We start from the raw sequence: 20,215 nt of genomic DNA, 5'->3' as shown, positions 1-20,215 counted from the left end.
AGAAGCAGCGATTTTCGCTGCTTTTTTCATATAGGAGGAAAATAAGATGAGTGAAAAGTTTAATGAGCAGTTTGATGGCTTGCTAGAGAAATACACGGAATTATTACTTGGAGAGAGCAACGAAGAGCGAAAAGAGCAGGTACAGAAATGGGCACTTTATTCTTATATGGCTAAGACGATGCCAGCTTTAGTGAAACATTGGAATGAGACGTATCCAGATGCAAAAGAAGAGATGGTACAGTTAATTACGAATATTAAAAAGCTGAATGATGAGAAGCGAAATGAGAAGTAAGAAGGCTTGAGATAATGTTACCTCAAGTTTTTGTTATTAATATCCTCATATAATTTAGGTGAAATATAAATGGTTTTGTGAGCATGTCGAATATTTTCGGCATGCTCATTTTTTCCCTAGTAAACCCGTTTTTTCTGAATGTCGAAAAATATTTTCTTCATATTTATAAACGGGAATATAGGGTTTTAAATGTTTTGATAGTATTTTATAAATTATCTAAATAATTATTTGTATCAAATAATTTTAAACAGTGATATAATTTCGAAGAGGGGTAAAAAACAGATAAATCATAGTCGTAGGGGTGAATTACATGGAACAATTAATGCGAAATTCGTTTCTTTTCTTATCTAAAAATAAAGCGCTAACAAAACTGGCTAAAAAGTACGGTTTACGCTTTGGTGCAGGTCGCTTCGTCGCAGGGGAAACGATTGAATTAGCGACAGCTGCAATTAAAGCATTAAATAAGCAAGGTCTTTGTGTAACAATCGATTATTTAGGTGAATTCGTTGATAACGAAGCGGAAGCAAATGAAATGGCTAGCGAATCGATTGAAGCGATTCGTGCAATTGGAAGAGAAGGTCTTAATTCGCAGCTTTCTTTAAAGATGACTTCTATGGGATTAGATATCTCTGACGAAATCGTAATGAACAATATGCGCCGTATTTTAGAAGCTGGAAAAGAAAATGGTGTGTTTATTACAATTGATATGGAAGACTATACGCGCTGCGGGAAAACAATTGATATCTTTAAACAATTAAAATCTGAATACGATAATATTGGTACTGTTATTCAAGCTTACTTATATCGTACAGAAAAGGATATGGAAGATTTAAACGCTTATAATCCTAATTTACGTCTTGTAAAAGGGGCCTATAAAGAACCTGAAGAAGTAGCGTTCCCGGAAAAGAAAGATGTAGATGACAATTATAAAAAGATTATTAAAATGCACTTATTAAATGGAAATTACACTGCAATTGCTTCACATGACGAAGCGATTATTGAATATACAAAAAAACTTGCCGAAGAACACAACATTCCAAGGGATCAATTTGAATTCCAGATGTTATTTGGTATTCGTACAGAGCGTCAACTTGAGCTAGTAAAAGAAGGCTACAAAATGCGCGTTTACGTACCTTATGGAAACGACTGGTATGGCTATTTCATGCGTCGTCTAGCAGAACGTCCAGCAAACGTTGCGTTCGTATTAAAAGGTATGATCAAAAAATAACCAAGGAGAAAATACTCCTTGGTTATTTTAATTGCTGAAATGCGTAGTTTGCCATTTTCTTCGTATCAGGGTATAGCTGTGTACGAGTAGAAGATAACACGACGTTAATGACGCGTTTACCGTCTTTTTCATCAACTGTTACGACTGTGTATTTTCCGAGTGCTGATAAACCGCTTTTACTTCCAATGGCATATGGATCGTCAGATAGTTCTTCTCGTCCATAGTTTGCAATTTTTGGAGAGCGCTCTGAAGTATGTAGAGTAGTACGTGTTGAGTTCATATAATCTAAAACAATTGGATACTTTAATGCTTCTTTCGTAATAATAGCAATGTCATAAGGTGATACTTTATTTCCAAGTGCATCAGCACCACTTGCGTTTTTGAAAGTCGCATGCTTTGTACCAAGTTCCTTCGCTCTAGCATTCATCATTTTCACAAACTCTTCTTTTGATCCCGCAATATGTTCAGCGATTGACTCAGCGATTGGGTCTGCACTAATAATAAGCATAAGTTTTAATGCCTCATCACGTTTTAACTTTTCACCGGCGCGAAGCTTAATCTTCTTACTTTGACTTTCCGTTTTAATCGCATTCTCTGTAACCGTAATTTCTTCATCTTCTTTTACATTCTCTAGTAAGAGTAAGGCAGTCATCATTTTCCCTATACTAGCGGGATAAGAGCGCTCATCTTCCCGTTTTCCATACAAAGTTTCACCTGTGTCTGCATCGATTGTAATCCCGTATTGCCCAGTAATACTAGGTTGATCTGCTTTTACAGCTTGTTGTCTGTGAGCATAAGAGAAGAAAATCATCCCTGTAAATAGTGTGGCGATCATTACAATCATAATTACTGTTCGTTTCATCGTCGTTCCCTCTTTTGTTTTCCATATGTACAAATAAATTGGGCAGAAAAAGCAGCCATTAATCATTATGCCACGTTCTCTGCCCAAAAATATAGCGTTATTTTTCGCCCATATTATGCTTCTTATATTGTTGGTTATTACCTTGACGCCCTTTTTCAACACCGTGATTATGCGGACCTGCATTTCCAGTTACACTTGCTGCGCTAATTCCAGCTTTTGAAGGGTTCTTCTTAAGTTTTGCCATATATATTCCTCCAGTTTCGTCAGATTATAAAAAAGGAAAAGTGCATTTTAATAAAGAAAATACACATGTATAGCATAGCCAAATGAAAGAAATATATTTATTTCAGAAAATTTTATCAATAAATATATTGCGAAAATTCAAACTGTATCATATATTTATTAGTAGAGGCTCATTCATTGATTGCGACTTATGTCGAAAAATTGAATGAGCATTCATTCAAGAATAGGGGGAGAAATGGATGTTCCAAATTAAAAAGGCTGCTGTTCTAGGTTCAGGCGTAATGGGTTCAGGGATTGCGGCACACTTAGCTAATATTGGTATTCCGACATTATTGCTTGATATTGTACCACCGGCGCTTACGAAGGAAGAAGAAGCGAAGGGACTTACATTAGAACATAAAAGTGTGAGAAATCGTTTTAGTAACACGGCTTTGCAAAAACTAGTAAAGCAAAAACCAGCTCCTCTGACAGTGAAAGGTAATCTAGCGCTGATTGAAGCAGGTAACTTTGAAGATGATCTTGAGCGTCTTGCTGACGTAGATTGGATTATTGAAGTAGTAGTTGAAAACTTAGATATAAAGAAGAAACTATTTGAAAAAGTAGATGCTGTTCGTAAATCAGGCTCAATTGTGAGTTCAAATACATCAGGCATTTCCGTTGAAAAGATGGCAGAAGGTCGTTCAGACGACTTCCAGAAACACTTCTTAGGAACACACTTTTTTAACCCACCACGATATTTAAAACTTCTAGAGGTAATACCGACGAAAGAAACTGATCCACAAGTATTAAGCTTCATGAAACTATTTGGCGAAGACGTTCTTGGAAAAGGCGTTGTTATCGCAAAAGACACACCAAACTTTATTGGAAACCGCATCGGTACGTATGGCTTGCTTGTAACGCTTCAAGAAATGATTAAGCGTGGCTATAGCATTGGAGAAGTTGACTCTGTAACAGGTCCATTAATTGGTCGTCCGAAGAGCGCAACGTTCCGTACATTAGATGTTGTTGGTTTAGATACATTTGTACACGTTGCAAATAACGTATATGAAAATGTACAAGAAGAAGAGCGCGACGTATTTAAAGTACCTGCTTTCATGCATGACATGCTTGATAAAAAATGGCTTGGAAGTAAAACGGGTCAAGGCTTCTTCTTAAAGCAAGGAAAAGAAATTTTAGAATTAAATCCAGAAACGATGGAATATGGAGCGCGTAAAAAATTAAAAGCTGCATCTATCGAGTTAAGTAAGCAAGAAAAAGGATTATCGAATAAATTGAAAGCGCTTGTATACGCGAAAGACCGCGCAGGAGAGTTGTTATGGAATATTATCACACCAACTCTTTTATACTCTGCAAAACTTCATAAAGAAATTGCTGACGATATCGTTGCAATTGACCAAGCGATGAAATGGGGCTTCGGCTGGGAGCAAGGACCATTTGAAATTTGGGATGCAATCGGCGTTGAAAAGTCCATTCAAAAGATGGAAGAAAACGGCGCAGTTGTTCCTACTTGGGTGAAAGAAATGGTAGAGAAAGGTTTTGCTACTTTCTATAAACATGATAATGGCGATAGCTACTATTACGATAACGGTGAATATAAGCTAATCGAACGTAACAAAAAAGCAATTTCGCTTAAGCAATTAAAAGCGAAAAACGGTGTGTTAAAGAAAAATAGCGGAGCGAGCTTAATTGATTTAGGCGACGGCATCCTTTGCTTAGAATTCCATTCGAAGAGCAATGCAATCGGTATGGATATTACGCAAATGATTAACTACGCTGTTGATGAAGTAGAGAAAAATTATAAAGGTCTTGTTATCGGAAACCAATCGAAGAACTTCTGCGTTGGTGCGAACCTTGCAATGATCTTAATGGAAGCACAAGATGACAACTACTTTGAAATTGAGTGGGTTGTGAAAAATTTCCAAGATGCAATGACGAAAATTAAGTATTCTTCTAAGCCAGTTGTAGCAGCGCCATATGGTATGACGCTTGGCGGCGGTACAGAAGTTTGTTTACCAGCAGCGAGCATTCAAGCTTCTAGCGAAACATATATGGGCTTAGTAGAAGTAGGTGTTGGCTTAATCCCTGGCGGAGGCGGTAACAAAGAGCTATACATTAAACACTTAAACAAAATGGCAAACGGTGTAGAATTCGACTTACAAAAAGTTGCGAATAAAGTATTCGAATCTGTAGCGATGGCGAAAGTTTCTACATCAGCGCAAGAAGCTGTCTCTAACAATTTCTTAGGCGATAAAGACGGTATTAGTGTGAATGGTGATCACTTACTATATGATGCGAAACAAAAGGCACTTTCTTTATATGAAACGGGTTATAAAGCGCCGATTCGTAAAAAGATACCAGTTGTTGGTGAAACAGGCTATGCAACGCTTGTACTTGGTGCAGAAGCAATGCATTTATCAGGTTACATTTCTGAACATGATCTTCACATTGCGAAGAAACTTGCATATGTCATTGCGGGCGGAAAAGTGCCGTACGGAACAGAAGTTGATGAGCAGTATTTATTAGATGTAGAACGTGAAGCATTTATTAGCTTAGTAAGTGAGATGAAATCACAAGCAAGAATGCAGCACATGCTTGTAAAAGGAAAGCCATTACGTAACTAATAACGAGGGGAGATATCGTTCATGAGAGAAGCTGTCATTGTTGCGGGAGCAAGAACACCAATTGGAAAAGCAAAGAGGGGTTCATTAAAAACAGTTCGTCCTGACGATCTAGGGGCGTTAGTAGTAAAGGAAACGTTAAAGCGTGCGAATTATGAAGGGCCAATCGACGATTTAATTTTCGGTTGTGCGATGCCAGAAGCAGAGCAAGGCTTAAATATGGCTCGTAATATCGGCGGGCTAGCAGGACTTTCTTACGATGTTCCAGCTATTACAATTAACCGTTACTGTTCTTCTGGTTTACAAAGTATCGCTTACGGAGCAGAGCGTATTATGCTAGGGCACTCTGAAGCTGTATTATCAGGCGGAGCGGAATCAATGAGTTTAGTTCCAATGATGGGGCACGTTGTTCGTCCGAATAGTCGCCTTGTAGAAGCAGCTCCAGAATATTATATGGGTATGGGACATACAGCAGAGCAAGTTGCTGTGAAATATGGAATTTCTCGTGAAGAGCAAGATGCTTTTGCGGTAAGAAGTCACCAGCGCGCAGCAAAAGCGTTAGCTGAAGGGAACTTTGCGGATGAAACAGTAGCTGTAGATGTAATGTTACGCACTGTTGGAGCAAACAACAAACTGCAAGAAGAAACACGTATTTTCGCACAAGATGAAGGTGTAAGAGCGGAGACGACGCTAGACATTTTAGGTAAATTACGTCCAGCATTTAACGTTCGTGGTTCTGTAACGGCTGGTAACTCTTCACAAATGAGTGATGGAGCAGCATCTGTACTATTAATGGATCGTGAAAAAGCAGTGAGCGATGGCATGAAGCCACTTGCGAAATTCCGTTCATTTGCAGTAGCTGGTGTACCACCAGAAATAATGGGTATCGGTCCAATTGCTGCAATTCCGAAAGCGTTAAAATTAGCTGGTTTAGAGCTATCTGATATCGGTCTATTCGAACTAAATGAAGCATTCGCTTCTCAATCTATCCAAGTTATTCGTGAACTTGGTTTAGATGAAGAAAAAGTGAACGTAAACGGCGGTGCAATCGCACTTGGACATCCACTTGGCTGTACAGGAGCAAAACTAACACTATCCCTTATTCACGAAATGAAACGCCGCAACCAACAATTCGGTATCGTAACAATGTGTATCGGCGGCGGAATGGGAGCAGCGGGAGTATTTGAATTATTATAAAAAAAGTGTAAGCGGCTCGCTCAGAATGGGAGGGGGATGGAGCTTCAGATGTAGAGGCGCTTTTGCCTCGCAGGAAGAAGCGAAGCCACCGAACATTCTAGCCGCTGGAACTAGATTATAAAAAAAGTGCAGGTGGCTCGCTCAAAACAAGAGGACGCTTAAGCAAAGAATGGAAGCAACAAAGGTTTATAAAAAATAAATGGGAGAGCTAGCTTCTTTCAAAAGAGAGAAGCGGCTCATGAAAATATGAAGGAGGAAATTTTCATGGAAAAAACAGTAGGAAGTGCGGTTAAAGGCGGTAGCTTTTTAGTAGATGAGATTACGATTGATCAAGTGTTTACGCCAGAAGATTTTTCATCTGAGCATAAAATGATTGCAAAAACGACTGAGGACTTTATCGTAAATGAAGTTCTTCCGGAGCTTGAATATTTAGAGCAACACGAGTTTGATCGTTCTGTGCGTCTTTTAAAAGAAGCTGGTGAACTTGGTTTATTAGGCGCTGACGTACCAGAAGAGTACGGCGGAATTGGCCTTGATAAAGTAAGCTCAGCGTTAATCGCAGAGAAATTCTCGCGCGCTGGTGGTTTTGCAATCACTCACGGTGCTCATGTTGGTATCGGATCTTTACCAATCGTATTATTCGGTAACGAAGAGCAAAAGAAAAAATATTTACCACTACTTGCAACTGGTGAAAAATTAGCTGCATATGCATTAACTGAGCCAGGTTCTGGATCTGATGCATTAGGTGCGAAAACAACTGCACGTTTAAATGCAGAAGGTACACATTACGTATTAAATGGTGAAAAACAATGGATTACAAACTCTGCATTCGCTGACGTATTTATCGTATACGCAAAAATAGACGGCGAGCACTTCTCAGCATTTATCGTAGAGAAAGAATACGCTGGCGTATCTACAAGCCCAGAAGAAAAGAAAATGGGTATTAAATGTTCTTCAACTCGTACGTTAATTTTAGAAGATGCATTAGTACCGAAAGAAAACCTACTTGGTGAAATCGGTAAAGGTCATATTATCGCGTTCAACATTTTAAATATCGGTCGTTATAAATTAGGTGTTGGTACAGTTGGATCTGCGAAACGTGCAGTAGAAATTTCAGCACAATATGCAAATCAACGTCAACAGTTCAAACAACCAATCGCTCGCTTCCCATTAATTCAAGAGAAACTTGCGAATATGGCAGCGAAAACATATGCAGCTGAAAGCTCTGTATATCGTACAGTAGGTTTATTCGAAAGCCGCATGAGCACGTTATCTGAAGAAGAAGTAAAAGACGGTAAAGCAGTAGCAGCTTCTATCGCTGAATATGCAATCGAGTGCTCTTTAAATAAAGTATTCGGTTCTGAAGTACTAGACTATACAGTAGATGAAGGTGTTCAAATTCACGGTGGTTATGGATTTATGGCAGAGTACGAGATTGAAAGAATGTACCGTGATTCTCGTATTAACCGTATTTTCGAAGGAACGAATGAAATTAACCGCCTAATCGTACCAGGTACGTTCTTACGTAAAGCGATGAAAGGTGAATTACCACTTCTTCAAAAAGCACAAAAATTACAAGAAGAGTTAATGATGATGATGCCAGAAGAAGTAGGCGATGAGCCATTAGCACTTCAAAAACATTTAGTAAAGAACGCGAAGAAAATCGGTTTAATGGTAGCTGGATTAGCTGCTCAAAAATATGGTAAAGCATTAGATAAAGAGCAAGAAATTCTTGTGAATATCGCTGACATCGTAAGTAACCTTTACGCAATGGAATCAGCTCTTCTTCGTACAGAAAAAGCAATTAAAACAACTGGTCTTGAAAAGAATAAACAAAAAGTATTATACACTGAAGTATTCTGCCAAGAAGCATTCAACGAAATCGAAGCAGATGCGAAAGAAACACTTATCGCAGTTGAAAATGGCGACATGCTGCGCATGATGTTATCATCATTACGCAAATTAACTCGCCACACACCACTTAACGTAATTCCGAAGAAACGTGAAATCGCTGCGAAAATTTTAGAAGATGAGCGTTACACAGTTTAATAGATGATGGGGAACCAGTGGCCTGTTGGCTGCTGGTTTTTTATTTTTATTGATGTTAAAAATAATTTACATAATGTTAAAAATAAATTACAATTAAAATATAGAAAATAATGTAAAATGAGGAGAGGTTATGAAACAGAGTGGAACGTTACAAAATAATCTCGTTGTACTCCGAGCAGAAAAACGCTGGTCACAAACGGATTTAGCGAACCAAGCTGGGGTAAGTAGACAAACGATCGCTTCAATTGAAGCGAATCGTTACAATCCATCTTTAATTTTAGCTTTTGAAATTGCACGTATTTTAGGTAAGGAGTTTCATGAAGTTTTTCAATATAAGATAGAGGGGGAAACGGAATGAGTATTGTAGTAGGGATAATAATCTCAGTAGCAGGACTAATAGGTGTTTTATATTCAACACGTTTTCAGAAGAATGAGGGGGAAGACGAAAGGGGCGAGCATATTACGGGGAATGCAGCTAAAATTTCGTTATTTGTATTTTTATTTCTATATTTAGTTATCTTTTTAATTGGGAATCTATATTCATTGACAGGCGAACAATATAAATTAGCGAATTCATTTTTATTAGCAGGGGTACTTTGTTCTTATGCTTTAACTATCGTAGTTTTGAAAAGAAAATATTAAATGAAAAAGGGCTGTTTTACATATGTATTTGTAAACGGCTTTTTTTAATGGAGGTAAAGGGGATGAAGTTAATAAAAGCAGAAACAGTTCATCAAATAGCATTTTTCCCGCATCTATTTCCAATCAACTGTTATTTTGTTGAGGAGGAGGCTGGATTAACTTTAATTGATGCAGCTTTACCATTTTGTGCAAAGCGGATTTTAGAATCAGCCCGAAAAATAGGGAAACCGATTACGAATATCGTTATTACACATGCGCATGATGACCATATAGGAGCACTTGATGCTATAAAACAAGAATTGCCGAATGTTCCGGTCTATATTTCTAAAAGAGATGCAAGTTTACTTGAAGGGGATTTGTCACTGCAACTAGGGGAACCAGGCACGCAGGTAAAAGTGAGTGTGTCAAAAAGGATAAAGACGATTCCAGATATTCTCCTTCAAGAGGGAGATCAAATAGGTTCTCTTGTAGCAATTGCAGCTCCAGGTCATACACCGGGATCAATGGCGTTTTTAGACACGAGAAATGATGCACTCATTGTTGGAGATGCATTTCAAACGAGAGGCGGGATAGCGGTATCGGGGCAATTGAAGTGGCTTTTTCCGTTTCCTATGTTTGGTACTTGGGATGCAGAAGTTTCATTAACAAGCGCTCAGAAATTGCTGGAGTATAAGCCGTCTATATTGGCGACAGGTCACGGGAAGATGATTGAAAATCCATTATGGCAAATGCAACGGGCGATTGAAGAAGCAAAGCGGAATTTAACAGGGAAGAGCCTCAAATAATTTAGAGGCTCTTTTTTGCTAGATAATATTATTTTGATGGTTTTAAAAATGTGTATATGGCTAAGGAAAAACAAAGGAAAATAAATACGATAGGATCTTGATATGGATTAGGTTCAGAGCCTTTCTGGATTTCTGTAAGGAAGTCATGTGTTTTCATGTTTATTTCTCCTTTCATTAATAATTTATTATTTGGTGTAAAAGAAGACGAGAGATGATGAATAAGAAAAATGGTGGAATTGCAAAGAATGAGAAGTATTTTAAAGGGATTTTCATGTTAATTATTTTATAGTATATGCCTATATTTTAATGTGAAAATACAAGTTAAAAATATGTAATTTTGCATATTTGAACACGCGTGTAAAAAAATGGAAATTAGGCTTTGTATACTGCGACTTTTTTTTATGCATACAATCCAAAAAAACCCAAATACTAATGACGAATGAAAAAAGAAAGGCGGGTATGTTCTATGCAAAATTTAACAGAGCTTGAAGTAGAAAATTTACGTCATTTAATTGGTGGTCATGCGACGATTATTAACAAATTGGACCAGTATGCACAGGCTTGTACAGATCCAGAGTTGAAACAAATGCTACAAAAGGATGCGCAAGATGCACGAAATACGAAACAGCAGTTAATGACTTTTTTAGGATAGGAGGAAGAGAGAAATGAATGAAAAAGATATGGTAAATGATTATTTAGCAGGGTTAAATTCAAGTTTAACAAGTTATGCAAATTATATTTCTCAATCTGATAATGAACAGTTACATCAAACGTTAATTCAAATTCGTAATCAAGATGAATCTCGTCAACGTAATATGTATGAATACGCAAAGCAAAAAAGTTATTATAAGCCGGCAGCGCCTGCTAATCCAATGATTGTACAACAATTAAAAAGTCAATTAAGTGCGGAATAGCGCGATGAATGAAACGAGCGAATGGATTCGCTCGTTTTTTTTGTTTGGTATATGTCAATAAATACATAATAAATATTTTTCCAGTTGTAACAAATATGACAAAAATCAAATATAACAATTCACAAAAAGGACAAAAACTTTGCTCAATATTTCACAAAGTATCCATGGTTTCTATCGTGAGAACCTCTATAATTAGGAGTGTAAAGAACGAAAGAAATAGACTACATGATCGATTAGGAGAGATTGCTATGAATAGAAATACAAGAAAAATTGCAATTATCGGTACTGGATTAGTTGGATCAAGCTGTGCGTATTCCATTGTAAACCAAGGGATTTGCGAAGAGCTATTGTTAATTGATATAAATCATGAACGTGCAGTTGGAGAAGCGATGGACTTATCACATTGCATTAACTTTACAAATACAAGAACAAAAGTATATGCAGGAAGTTATGAAGACTGCAAAGATATGGACATTGTCATTATTACAGCAGGACCAGCGCCGAAGCCTGGACAAAGTCGTTTAGACACTTTAGGAGCAAGCGCTAAGATTATGGAAGGTATTGTTGGCGGCGTAATGGAAAGTGGATTTGATGGCATTTTCTTACTCGCATCGAACCCAGTTGACATTATTACATATCAAGTGTGGAAGCTATCTGGATTACCTAGAAATCGTGTGATTGGTACAGGTACATCACTAGATTCTTCTCGCTTAAGAACAATTTTATCTGAAATGTTACATGTAGATCCTCGCAGTATTCATGGGTATTCATTAGGAGAACATGGTGATTCTCAAATGGTTGCTTGGTCTCACGTAACTGTTGGTGGAAAACCGATTCTGCAAATTTTAGAGGAACAAAAAGAACGATTTGGTGAAATAGATTTAGATGAAATTGTGGAGAAGACTGCAAAAGCTGGATGGGAAATTTATAAGCGTAAAGGAACTACTTATTACGGAATCGGAAATTCTCTAGCTTATATTGCTCGCTCAATTTTCAATGATGATCACCGTGTTATCGCTGTTTCAGCTATTTTAGATGGTGAATATGGCGAATACGAAATTTGTACAGGAGTGCCAGCAATTATTACTAGAGACGGTATAAGAGAAGTGGTAGAACTGAACTTATTAGAAGATGAAGAAAGCCGCTTTGCGAAATCAAACGATGTTTTACGCGATTATATGAAAACAATTAGTTACTAAATTATAGGAGAAGGTGAAACAAATGAAGGAATATATAATGTCTCGTGTGTTTAAAGCTTCTGCCGGAATCGCACAGGGTATCTTCGTATCCCTTGGAATTGGTTTACTGATCGAAAATATAGGAAGAATTGTTGATATCCCATTACTTATTACAATCGGAGTTGTTGCAAAATCACTTATGGCACCAGCAATTGGAGCCGGGATTGCTTTTATGCTCGGTGCAAACGGGCTCGTAATTTTCTCGGCGATGGTAGCTGGAGCAATTGGTGCTGGTTCAATTTCAATTACTGAAGCTGGTCTCATCATTAAAACAGGTGAACCGATCGGTGCATTATTAACAGCGACTTTAGCAGTTTATATTGGTAAACGATTAAGTGGAAAAACTGCTTTAGATATGATGCTCGTTCCATTTGCAGCAATATTAGGTTCTGGTTTAGTCGGTATTTGGTTAGCTCAAAATATTAGCCCAGTTTTAAATACAGTTGGAGCATTCATTAAAGATAGTTCAGCTGGTAGCCCATTTATCGCTTCTGTCGTGATTGCTGTAGTTTGGGGACTATTACTTATCTCTCCAGCTTCATCGGCTGCTTTAGCGATAGCACTTAGCTTAGATGGTGTTGCGGGAGGTGCAGCACTTGCAGGATGTGTTGCTCAGTTTATCGGATTCTCTGTTATTTCAGCGAAAGAGAATAATTTAGGTGGCATATTAGCTCAGGCACTTTGTACTCCAAAAGTACAGTTGCCGAACATTACTAAAAATCCAATGATTCTCGTCCCAACTGTTGTTGCCAGTGCTATAGTGGGCCCAGTATCAGCACTGATTTTCCAACTGGAAGCAGGAAAAGAAATTGCAGGTCTTGGATTAAGCTCTCTTATCGCACCAATTAATTTAATTTCCAGCCAAGGGTGGGAGGTTGTCCCAGCGATGGTGATCACTTATATCATCATCCCAGTAGCTGTTTCTTATATACTTTACATTGCTCTTAAAAAAGCAGGTCGTATTCATTCTGGTGATATGACTGTACCGCAATCTTAATTTGAAAATCTCCTTAATATAGGGAAAAGCAGACTGAAGCCACAGTCTGCTTTTTTACATTTTATGATTTCGTTTTACTGGAACGCGTACTGTTTCTTTTGCTAATAATAGTTGAACACCGAAGTATAGTATGCTTGCGAGCGTCATTCCAGAAATGGCGTCTACAAAGGCATGCTGCTTCGTAAATAGCGTTGATAAAATAATAAGCGTACCGAAGAAAGTAAGGATGTAATATTCCAAAGCATGCTGTTCTCTACGCTTAAAGGCAGCTAACATAATTACAAATGTCGTAAGGACATGAATGCTTGGGAAACAGTTTACTGGTTGATCAATACTATAAATATAGCGGACTAGTTCGGAAAATACATCTGTTCCAACGACGGTTGGGCGTGGCACAGTTGTCTGCCAAAAAAAGTAAATCGAAAAACAAGCAAGTTTTCCAAGAATTACACTACTTAAAGTGACATAATATTGCTTTCGATCAGCAAAACAGTAATAAATAAGTGCACCGTATAAGTATGGAAACCAAAGTAAGTAAGGAATAATAAATGCTTTCACAAATGGAATCCAATCATCTACTACAGTTGTGACATCTACTGCGTGAACAGTAGATTTATTTAATACATCGTAAAGGGGACTTACGAGTACGAGTAGAAGTATATAACTTAACGGAAGAAGAGATGAAAGTTTAAATTTCTTCATGATAATCTCCTATGTTTTAGTAATGTAAATAAATTCAATTGATTATAATATAGAAAATCCAATTGGGCTATCGATTTCACTTACATTTTCTTGAATTCACCTTACATTTTTGTCACTTGACTTAAAAGAGGGGGAGGGTGCTATATGAAGCGTTCACTTTATTTCTTATTTTTTATATTGTTATGCCTAGTGGGTACTGGATGTGCCAAGGATAATGAAGGAGATACATTAGAATATAACGGGAGAGCGCTCGTCATTGGAGTTGTTGGTGAAAAGCCGAAAGATACATTTAGAAATATAAAGTTTGAAAACGTGAAGTTAGAAGAGATGCAGGAGAAATCCAAAAAAGTTGATGGTTTTCTCGTCATGAAAGAATATTTTCAAGAAGCATCAAAGGAACAGTATACGGACTTATTTTTATCGTTAAAGAAGCCGGTGTTTTTTATTGGTTTACAAGATAGACCGTATTTGATTTTTACTGAAAAAGATTTAGATTTTGACAATGCTCCAAGGGATAGGGCAATGATGTATACGCAAGGTTTTGTGAATATGGGAAGACCCGAAGGACAATATTGGGGTATAGGGTTATATAATGATACGGTTTCGGATCAAAATATTCATAATATGTATATAGTAGTATTTCAAACCATTTCGGACTATTTAAGTCGATGATGAAGGAGCCTGTAAAAGGGCTTCTTATTTTTTAAATAAACGTTTGTTTAAGATATATGTTCGGTATAGAAAATCATGTTTTCCAACGGTGATATAGAAAAACATGAGATTAATCAAACGTTTGTTTAAGAGGTATGTTCGGTATGGGAAAAGTCATATTTTTCAACGGTGGATGTAGAAAAATATGAAATTAATCAAACGTTTGTTTAAGGTATATGTTCGGTATGAAAGAATCTACGTATTCCAAAGGCTGAGGTAGAAAAATATGAAATTAATCAAACGTTTGTTTAAGATATATGTTCGGCATGGAATGAGAAAAAAGTTTTAAAAAAATTATATATTTATTTTTTCTTAATAAATGGCGGAAAAATAAGAAAAATTAGCAGGATTATTAAAAATTATCACGAAATAAGTAAAAGTTTAGCGAATAATCGTTTGAAATAATAAAATGTTTTCTATATGATAAAGGTAAAGGTTAGTAAAAAAGTAGGTGAATTTATGACAGTAACATTTTATTCATATCCAAAGTGTGGCACATGTCAAAAAGCAAAGAAATGGTTTGAGGCAAACGATGTAGCATATGAGATGATTCATATTGTTGAAAATCCACCGTCAAAAGAAGATTTACGTAATTTACATGAGAAAAGTGAATTACCATTAAAAAAATTCTTTAATACAAGTGGAATGCGTTACCGCGAACTTGGTTTAAAAGATAAGTTAAAGGATGCAAGCGAAGACGAAATGTACGAGCTTTTAGCATCTGATGGCATGTTAATTAAACGTCCAATTGTAACAGATGGAACGAGTGTAACACTTGGTTTTAACGAAGAGCAGTTTGAAAGTGCGTGGAAAAAATACCAATAAGGTATTTTTACATAATTAATACATTCACTGGAGGTACAGTCATGAGCATTCCAAATAATTTACGTTACTCTGAAGAACACGAATGGGTAAAAACAGAAGGTAATGCGGTTGTTATCGGTATTACTCATTTTGCACAAGGTGAGTTAGGCGATATCGTATTCGTTGAACTTCCTGAAGTAGGTGCAACAATCCAAGCTGACGAGCCATTCGGAAGCGTAGAATCTGTTAAAACAGTTTCTGAATTATACGCACCTGTAAGTGGTAAAGTTGTAGCAGTAAACGAAGAATTAAGTGACCAACCAGAACTAGTTAACGAATCTCCATACGAGGGTGCATGGATGGTTAAAGTTGAACTTTCTGATGCAAGCCAAGTTGAGAAGTTATTAACTGCAGAAAAATATGCAGAAATGACAAACCAAGACTAATTATAGTCGAAGAAAAAGGACAGCCTTTGTGCTGTCCTTTTTTATGTTGTGTACATAATGAATTTAAAAACATATATATTAATTATTATATAGGAGAACGTTTTTGAAAAAACTTTTTTCATTGTCTAGCTCCAGCGGCTAGAATGTTCGGTGGCTTCGCGTCTTCCTGCGAGGCAAAAAGCGCCTCTACGTCAGAAGCTCCATCCCCCTCACAATCTGAACGAGCCGCTTGCGCTTTTCTTTTGCAAAAATAAACAGGAAACAACATGAAAATAACGAATATACTATATACTAAGTTAAAGGTTGTATAGTATATGGTGATCGGGTGATGACATATGATTTATGTGGAAAAAGTCATTATTGTAGAAGGTAAATCGGATAGAAGAAAGATTGAATCTATTATTCGTGAACCAGTGGAAATTGTTTGTACAAATGGTACAATTGGTTTGTCGAAAATGGATGAGCTCATTGATCAACTTTTTGATAAGGACGTATATGTGCTAGTGGATGCTGATGATGCAGGAGAAAAGTTAAGGAAACAATTCCGAAAAGAATTTCCGCAAGCAGAGCATATTTATATTGATCGCTCGTATCGCGAGGTGGCGACTGCACCTTCTTCACATTTAGCAAATGTATTATGGGGAGCTGACATTGACGTTTATACAGAATATTTACGGTAAGGAATGATAGAAGTGATTGATTGGACAGGTGCCGAAGCTACAGATCTAATAGGAAATGAAGAAAAAACAGTGTTATATGTGTATACACCAATGTGTGGAACATGCCAGTTAGCAAAGAAGATGTTAACGGTCGTCGAGATGACGATTGAAGATTTGAAAATTGGGATGTTAGATTTAAATTATGCCCCGCATTTAGCGAAAGAGTATGGGATAGAAAGTGTACCGTGTTTACTTGTTTTTGAAAATGGGACACTGATGAAGAAAATATATGCATTTCATTCGGTTGAATATTTATATACGGAATTAAAGTAGGCGGCAAAGTTTTTGCCGCCTCGACATATTTCTTGGGAAATATGTCGACATGCGTGATAGATACAGTATTTGTCGAGCGAAAGTAACAGGATTGCTCTTTAATAAGAGGGAATGGTATGTAATAGAAAGTGATATGAGGGATGTGGTTTAGGATGAAATTATATTCTTTGCTTCAATCATTTGTAAATTACGCTAATGGTCAATATCATTTAGAACCGCTTTTAAGGCAAGGAGAAAGAACTGTTAATTTTCGTTTTGGAGATGAATGCTGTTCGTTACAAATTTCAAGAGATTATATAGAACTTTTGAAAGAGGCGAGAGGAACGGAACAAATCGTTTGTTTAGAGGAAGAGGATGTACAAAAATTAGTGACTGGAAATATGAGGTTGCAAACGTTAATGAGTGATGGACGGGTACAATATTCTGGAACGTATCGAACGATGTTATTAGTTGAATCGATGTTTCATATATGTAAACCGATGTCAGTCGGGGCTTAAAATTCTGAAGTTTCTTTTTTTGCGAAAATTTCTGTTGACACGGCGTGTGGATATTGATACAATTCAATTCATAAAATATAGACAATTTCATAAATTTTAAATCAGACGAAAATTTAATCTGATTTCTCTTATTAAGAGAGGTGGAGGGACTGTGCCCTGTGAAGCCCGGCAACCGTCAACTTATGTTGAAATGGTGCCAATTCCTGCAAAGCAAATGCTTTGAGAGATGAGAGAGAGGGATAATGTTGTTATATACGCATATAAACCTTTCTGCTTCTCTAGAAGCGGAAAGGTTTTTTGTTGTTTGAATGCGGAGGATATTCAAATAATAAGAGGAGCTATAACGATGGACTACACGTATCAAAAATAAAAAAATGCGGAGTCTGTCCAAACAAAAGAGGGGTGAGCATCATGATCTTATTAGAAAATGTAAAGAAAATATATAAGGCAAAAAGCGGTGATGTCACTGCTGTAGATAACGCCAACTTACAAATAGAGAAAGGCGAAATATTTGGTGTTATCGGATATAGTGGTGCTGGGAAAAGTTCGTTAATCAGATTATTTAATCAGTTAGAGAAACCAACTTCTGGCCAAATTACAATTGCGAATCGTGTGATTTCAGCGATTACTGGAAATGAACTTCGTAAGGCAAGACAAGAAATCGGAATGATTTTTCAGCATTTCAACTTACTTTGGTCACGAACTGTGCGTGAAAATATCGCATTCCCACTTGAAATTGCAGGTGTCGATAAGGCAGAGAGAAGAAAACGTGTCGATGAGTTAATTCATCTTGTTGGATTAGAGGGAAGAGGAGACGCGTACCCATCTCAGCTAAGTGGTGGACAAAAGCAGCGCGTCGGGATTGCAAGAGCGTTAGCAAATAATCCACAAGTACTTTTATGTGATGAAGCAACGTCAGCTCTTGATCCAGAAACGACGGATCAAATTTTAGATTTATTATTAGATATTAATAAGCGTCTCGGCTTAACAATTGTATTGATTACGCATGAGATGCATGTTATTCGCAAAATTTGTAATCGAGTTGCTGTAATGGAGAAAGGGAAGATTGTAGAAACGGGTCCAGTACTTGACGTATTCCGTAATCCAAAGCAAGACATTACAAAACGATTTGTACAGCAGTTAACTGATTCTGAAGATACGAATGAAACGATTGAAAGTTTAATAGAAAAGTATCCAGATGGAAAAGTAATTCGTTTGCAGTTTGTCGGTGAAGCGGTAGAAAGGCCGGTACTTCAAAGGTTAATGCAGCGCGGTGATATAGAAGTTAGCATTTTGCAAGGAAATATCGCACAAACGAATAACGGCTCTTACGGAAGTCTAGTCGTTCATTTAAATGGTGAAGAAACAGCGATCCAGCAAGCAATAGAAGGAATTCATCAAGATCAAGTAGAGCTGGAGGTGATTGCACATGGATAAGTTAATCGCAAATGTTGATTGGAATCAAATGTTAGAAGCAACTGGTGAAACGTTATATATGACGGCAATCGCAGCGCTTGCCACATTTGTTTTAGGACTTATTTTAGGACTATTACTCTTTATGACAGCGAAAGATAATTTATGGGAAAATAAAGCGATTAATACAGTGATTGGAGCGTTCGTAAACATTTTCCGTTCTATACCGTTCATCATTTTAATTATTTTATTAATCCCATTCACAAAGATTCTTCTTGGAACAATTCTCGGAGCGAGTGCAGCGCTGCCAGCTTTAATTATTGGAGCGGCACCATTTTACGCGAGAATGGTTGAAATCGCACTTCGTGAAATTGATAAAGGTGTAATTGAAGCTTCAAAAGCAATGGGAGCAAAAACAAGCACAATCATTTTGAAAGTATTAATTCCAGAAGCGTTACCGGCATTAGTATCTGGTATTACGGTAACGACAATTGCTTTAGTAGGCTATACGGCAATGGCAGGTGTTGTTGGTGCTGGTGGCCTTGGAACACTTGCTTATTTAGAAGGGTTCCAGCGAGGAAATAACGATGTAACAATCGTTGCGACAATTTGTGTATTACTAGTTGTATTTCTCATTCAGTGGATTGGTGATAGTTTAACGACTCGAATAGATAAAAGATAATGAAAAACAGGAGGGTATTTCAAATGAAAAAATTATTACTTACAGCACTTATTACAACTTCAATTTTTGGTCTAGCTGCTTGTGGTGGGAAAGATAAAGATGAAAAGAAACTAGTTGTTGGTGCTTCTAACGTACCTCATGCGGTTATTTTAGAAAAGGCAAAGCCATTACTTGAGAAAAAAGGAATTGAGTTAGAAATTAAAAAATTCCAAGATTACGTGTTGCCGAATAAATCATTGGCGGATAAGGATTTAGATGCAAACTACTTCCAGCACATTCCGTATTTAGAAAAAGAAATTAAAGATAAAAAATATGATTTTGAAATAGCGGGGAAAATTCATTTAGAACCAATTGGCGTGTACTCTCAAAAATATAAAAGCTTAAAAGAACTTCCAGACGGGGCGACAATTATTATGAGTAATTCTGTTGCTGATCATGGACGTGGTTTAGCAATTTTACAAAAAGAAGGCGTTTTAAAAATTAAAGACGGAGTAGATCCAGTTAAAGCGACTCCGAAAGATATTGCAGATAATCCGAAAAATTTAAAGTTCAAAACGGATATTGAGCCTGGTTTATTACCACAAGTGTATAACAATAAAGAAGGCGATGCAGTTCTAATTAATTCTAACTATGCAATTGATGCGAAATTAAACCCAGAAAAGGATGCAATTGCAATTGAAGGTAGTGATTCTCCATATGCTAACATCGTAGCAGTTCGTAAAGGCGATAAAGATAAAAAAGAGATTAAAGCTCTTGTAGAAGTGCTGCATTCTAAAGAAATTGAAGATTTTATTAATAAAGAATATAAAGGGGCAGTTGTTCCTGTAAAAGAATAATCGTTTGAAGAAGGGCTGGTGTATGCCGGCTCCTTTTTCTAACTACATAACTATAGGGGAGAAGGGG

24 protein-coding genes and 1 riboswitch are annotated in these 20,215 nt (G+C 37.0%); of the genes, 21 read left to right on the top strand and 3 right to left on the bottom strand.

The annotated features are described in order from the left end of the window. Positions 1 to 46 precede the first annotated feature (46 nt). Both NSQ47_RS18470 and NSQ47_RS18465 read left to right on the top strand, forming a co-directional pair. On the top strand, positions 47 to 292 hold the full coding sequence (locus NSQ47_RS18470; RefSeq protein WP_001290599.1) for a YusU family protein: 246 nt from the start codon (positions 47 to 49) through the stop codon (positions 290 to 292). Between the two features lie 310 nt (positions 293 to 602). After that, entirely contained in the window at positions 603 to 1,520 is a 918-nt protein-coding gene (locus tag NSQ47_RS18465) for a proline dehydrogenase family protein (RefSeq protein ID WP_002112697.1), read from the top strand. Positions 1,521 to 1,542: 22 nt separating this feature from the next. Here NSQ47_RS18465 and NSQ47_RS18460 read toward each other — a convergent pair whose 3' ends face one another. Together NSQ47_RS18460 and NSQ47_RS18455 are read right to left on the bottom strand one after the other, a co-directional pair. Next, positions 1,543 to 2,382: a D-alanyl-D-alanine carboxypeptidase family protein gene (locus NSQ47_RS18460; RefSeq protein ID WP_341037616.1), complete on the bottom strand. Its 840-nt coding sequence runs from the start codon at positions 2,380 to 2,382 to the stop codon at positions 1,543 to 1,545. 97 nt (positions 2,383 to 2,479) lie between these two features. After that, positions 2,480 to 2,626, bottom strand: coding sequence for a YuzL family protein (locus tag NSQ47_RS18455; RefSeq protein WP_001096344.1), 147 nt, complete (start codon positions 2,624 to 2,626; stop codon positions 2,480 to 2,482). Between the two features lie 238 nt (positions 2,627 to 2,864). Between NSQ47_RS18455 and NSQ47_RS18450 the strand changes: the two genes are divergently transcribed. From NSQ47_RS18450 to NSQ47_RS18405, 10 genes are all read left to right on the top strand, one after another. Further along, a complete protein-coding gene (locus NSQ47_RS18450) occupies positions 2,865 to 5,246 on the top strand; it encodes a 3-hydroxyacyl-CoA dehydrogenase/enoyl-CoA hydratase family protein (protein ID WP_215580029.1) in 2,382 nt (793 codons plus the stop codon). 21 nt (positions 5,247 to 5,267) lie between these two features. Further along, a complete protein-coding gene (locus tag NSQ47_RS18445; protein WP_002112692.1) occupies positions 5,268 to 6,440 on the top strand; it encodes an acetyl-CoA C-acetyltransferase in 1,173 nt (390 codons plus the stop codon). 264 nt (positions 6,441 to 6,704) lie between these two features. Further along, the gene (locus NSQ47_RS18440) at positions 6,705 to 8,489 is read left to right on the top strand and encodes an acyl-CoA dehydrogenase family protein (RefSeq protein WP_176107959.1); all 1,785 of its coding nucleotides are present in this window, start codon (positions 6,705 to 6,707) and stop codon (positions 8,487 to 8,489) included. A gap of 130 nt (positions 8,490 to 8,619) precedes the next feature. Then, positions 8,620 to 8,847 (top strand): helix-turn-helix transcriptional regulator, encoded by a 228-nt coding sequence (locus NSQ47_RS18435; RefSeq protein WP_000813846.1) that lies wholly within the window; start codon positions 8,620 to 8,622, stop codon positions 8,845 to 8,847. Further along, a complete protein-coding gene (locus NSQ47_RS18430) occupies positions 8,844 to 9,131 on the top strand; it encodes a DUF2178 domain-containing protein (RefSeq protein WP_078179395.1) in 288 nt (95 codons plus the stop codon). Before NSQ47_RS18435 ends, NSQ47_RS18430 begins: the two co-directional genes overlap by 4 nt. A gap of 62 nt (positions 9,132 to 9,193) precedes the next feature. Continuing rightward, the gene (locus NSQ47_RS18425; RefSeq protein ID WP_341037615.1) at positions 9,194 to 9,916 is read left to right on the top strand and encodes an MBL fold metallo-hydrolase; all 723 of its coding nucleotides are present in this window, start codon (positions 9,194 to 9,196) and stop codon (positions 9,914 to 9,916) included. A 466-nt stretch (positions 9,917 to 10,382) separates the two neighbouring features. Further along, positions 10,383 to 10,568, top strand: a complete 186-nt coding sequence (locus NSQ47_RS18420; RefSeq protein WP_002112687.1) for a hypothetical protein — start codon at positions 10,383 to 10,385, stop codon at positions 10,566 to 10,568. 13 nt (positions 10,569 to 10,581) lie between these two features. Next, entirely contained in the window at positions 10,582 to 10,830 is a 249-nt protein-coding gene (locus NSQ47_RS18415; RefSeq protein ID WP_002034620.1) for a spore coat protein, read from the top strand. A 248-nt stretch (positions 10,831 to 11,078) separates the two neighbouring features. Continuing rightward, positions 11,079 to 12,029, top strand: a complete 951-nt coding sequence (locus tag NSQ47_RS18410; RefSeq protein WP_252198716.1) for an L-lactate dehydrogenase — start codon at positions 11,079 to 11,081, stop codon at positions 12,027 to 12,029. Positions 12,030 to 12,051: 22 nt separating this feature from the next. Next, positions 12,052 to 13,065, top strand: a complete 1,014-nt coding sequence (locus tag NSQ47_RS18405) for a PTS transporter subunit IIC (protein WP_078179392.1) — start codon at positions 12,052 to 12,054, stop codon at positions 13,063 to 13,065. Between the two features lie 54 nt (positions 13,066 to 13,119). Here NSQ47_RS18405 and NSQ47_RS18400 read toward each other — a convergent pair whose 3' ends face one another. Continuing rightward, positions 13,120 to 13,767: a phosphatase PAP2 family protein gene (locus tag NSQ47_RS18400; RefSeq protein WP_078173444.1), complete on the bottom strand. Its 648-nt coding sequence runs from the start codon at positions 13,765 to 13,767 to the stop codon at positions 13,120 to 13,122. A gap of 144 nt (positions 13,768 to 13,911) precedes the next feature. Between NSQ47_RS18400 and NSQ47_RS18395 the strand changes: the two genes are divergently transcribed. The 9 genes from NSQ47_RS18395 (at position 13,912) to metQ (ending at position 20,148) form a co-directional block, all read left to right on the top strand. Then, entirely contained in the window at positions 13,912 to 14,439 is a 528-nt protein-coding gene (locus NSQ47_RS18395) for a hypothetical protein (protein ID WP_341037612.1), read from the top strand. 498 nt (positions 14,440 to 14,937) lie between these two features. Next, positions 14,938 to 15,303 (top strand): arsenate reductase family protein, encoded by a 366-nt coding sequence (locus tag NSQ47_RS18390; protein ID WP_002159990.1) that lies wholly within the window; start codon positions 14,938 to 14,940, stop codon positions 15,301 to 15,303. Positions 15,304 to 15,344: 41 nt separating this feature from the next. Further along, on the top strand, positions 15,345 to 15,728 hold the full coding sequence (gene gcvH, locus NSQ47_RS18385) for a glycine cleavage system protein GcvH (protein ID WP_000026895.1): 384 nt from the start codon (positions 15,345 to 15,347) through the stop codon (positions 15,726 to 15,728). A gap of 335 nt (positions 15,729 to 16,063) precedes the next feature. Continuing rightward, positions 16,064 to 16,408, top strand: a complete 345-nt coding sequence (locus NSQ47_RS18380) for a toprim domain-containing protein (protein ID WP_002159991.1) — start codon at positions 16,064 to 16,066, stop codon at positions 16,406 to 16,408. Positions 16,409 to 16,411: 3 nt separating this feature from the next. Further along, on the top strand, positions 16,412 to 16,720 hold the full coding sequence (locus NSQ47_RS18375; RefSeq protein WP_087945836.1) for a thioredoxin family protein: 309 nt from the start codon (positions 16,412 to 16,414) through the stop codon (positions 16,718 to 16,720). 152 nt (positions 16,721 to 16,872) lie between these two features. Further along, complete coding sequence (locus tag NSQ47_RS18370) at positions 16,873 to 17,217, top strand: hypothetical protein (RefSeq protein WP_002068015.1); 345 nt, start codon at positions 16,873 to 16,875, stop codon at positions 17,215 to 17,217. A 125-nt stretch (positions 17,218 to 17,342) separates the two neighbouring features. Beyond that, positions 17,343 to 17,450: riboswitch (SAM riboswitch) on the top strand. A 178-nt stretch (positions 17,451 to 17,628) separates the two neighbouring features. Then, complete coding sequence (locus NSQ47_RS18365) at positions 17,629 to 18,654, top strand: methionine ABC transporter ATP-binding protein (RefSeq protein ID WP_098786210.1); 1,026 nt, start codon at positions 17,629 to 17,631, stop codon at positions 18,652 to 18,654. Beyond that, positions 18,647 to 19,312: a methionine ABC transporter permease gene (locus NSQ47_RS18360; protein WP_002159993.1), complete on the top strand. Its 666-nt coding sequence runs from the start codon at positions 18,647 to 18,649 to the stop codon at positions 19,310 to 19,312. The genes NSQ47_RS18365 and NSQ47_RS18360 overlap by 8 nt, the downstream gene beginning before the upstream one ends. A gap of 23 nt (positions 19,313 to 19,335) precedes the next feature. Continuing rightward, positions 19,336 to 20,148: a methionine ABC transporter substrate-binding lipoprotein MetQ gene (gene metQ, locus NSQ47_RS18355; protein ID WP_002159994.1), complete on the top strand. Its 813-nt coding sequence runs from the start codon at positions 19,336 to 19,338 to the stop codon at positions 20,146 to 20,148. The last annotated feature ends 67 nt before the right edge of the window (positions 20,149 to 20,215 follow it).

The organism is Bacillus sp. FSL R10-2780 (assembly GCF_038006125.1).
Classification (GTDB): Bacteria; Bacillota; Bacilli; order Bacillales; family Bacillaceae_G; genus Bacillus_A; species Bacillus_A cereus_U.
This window is presented reverse-complemented; position numbering and strand designations above follow the sequence as displayed.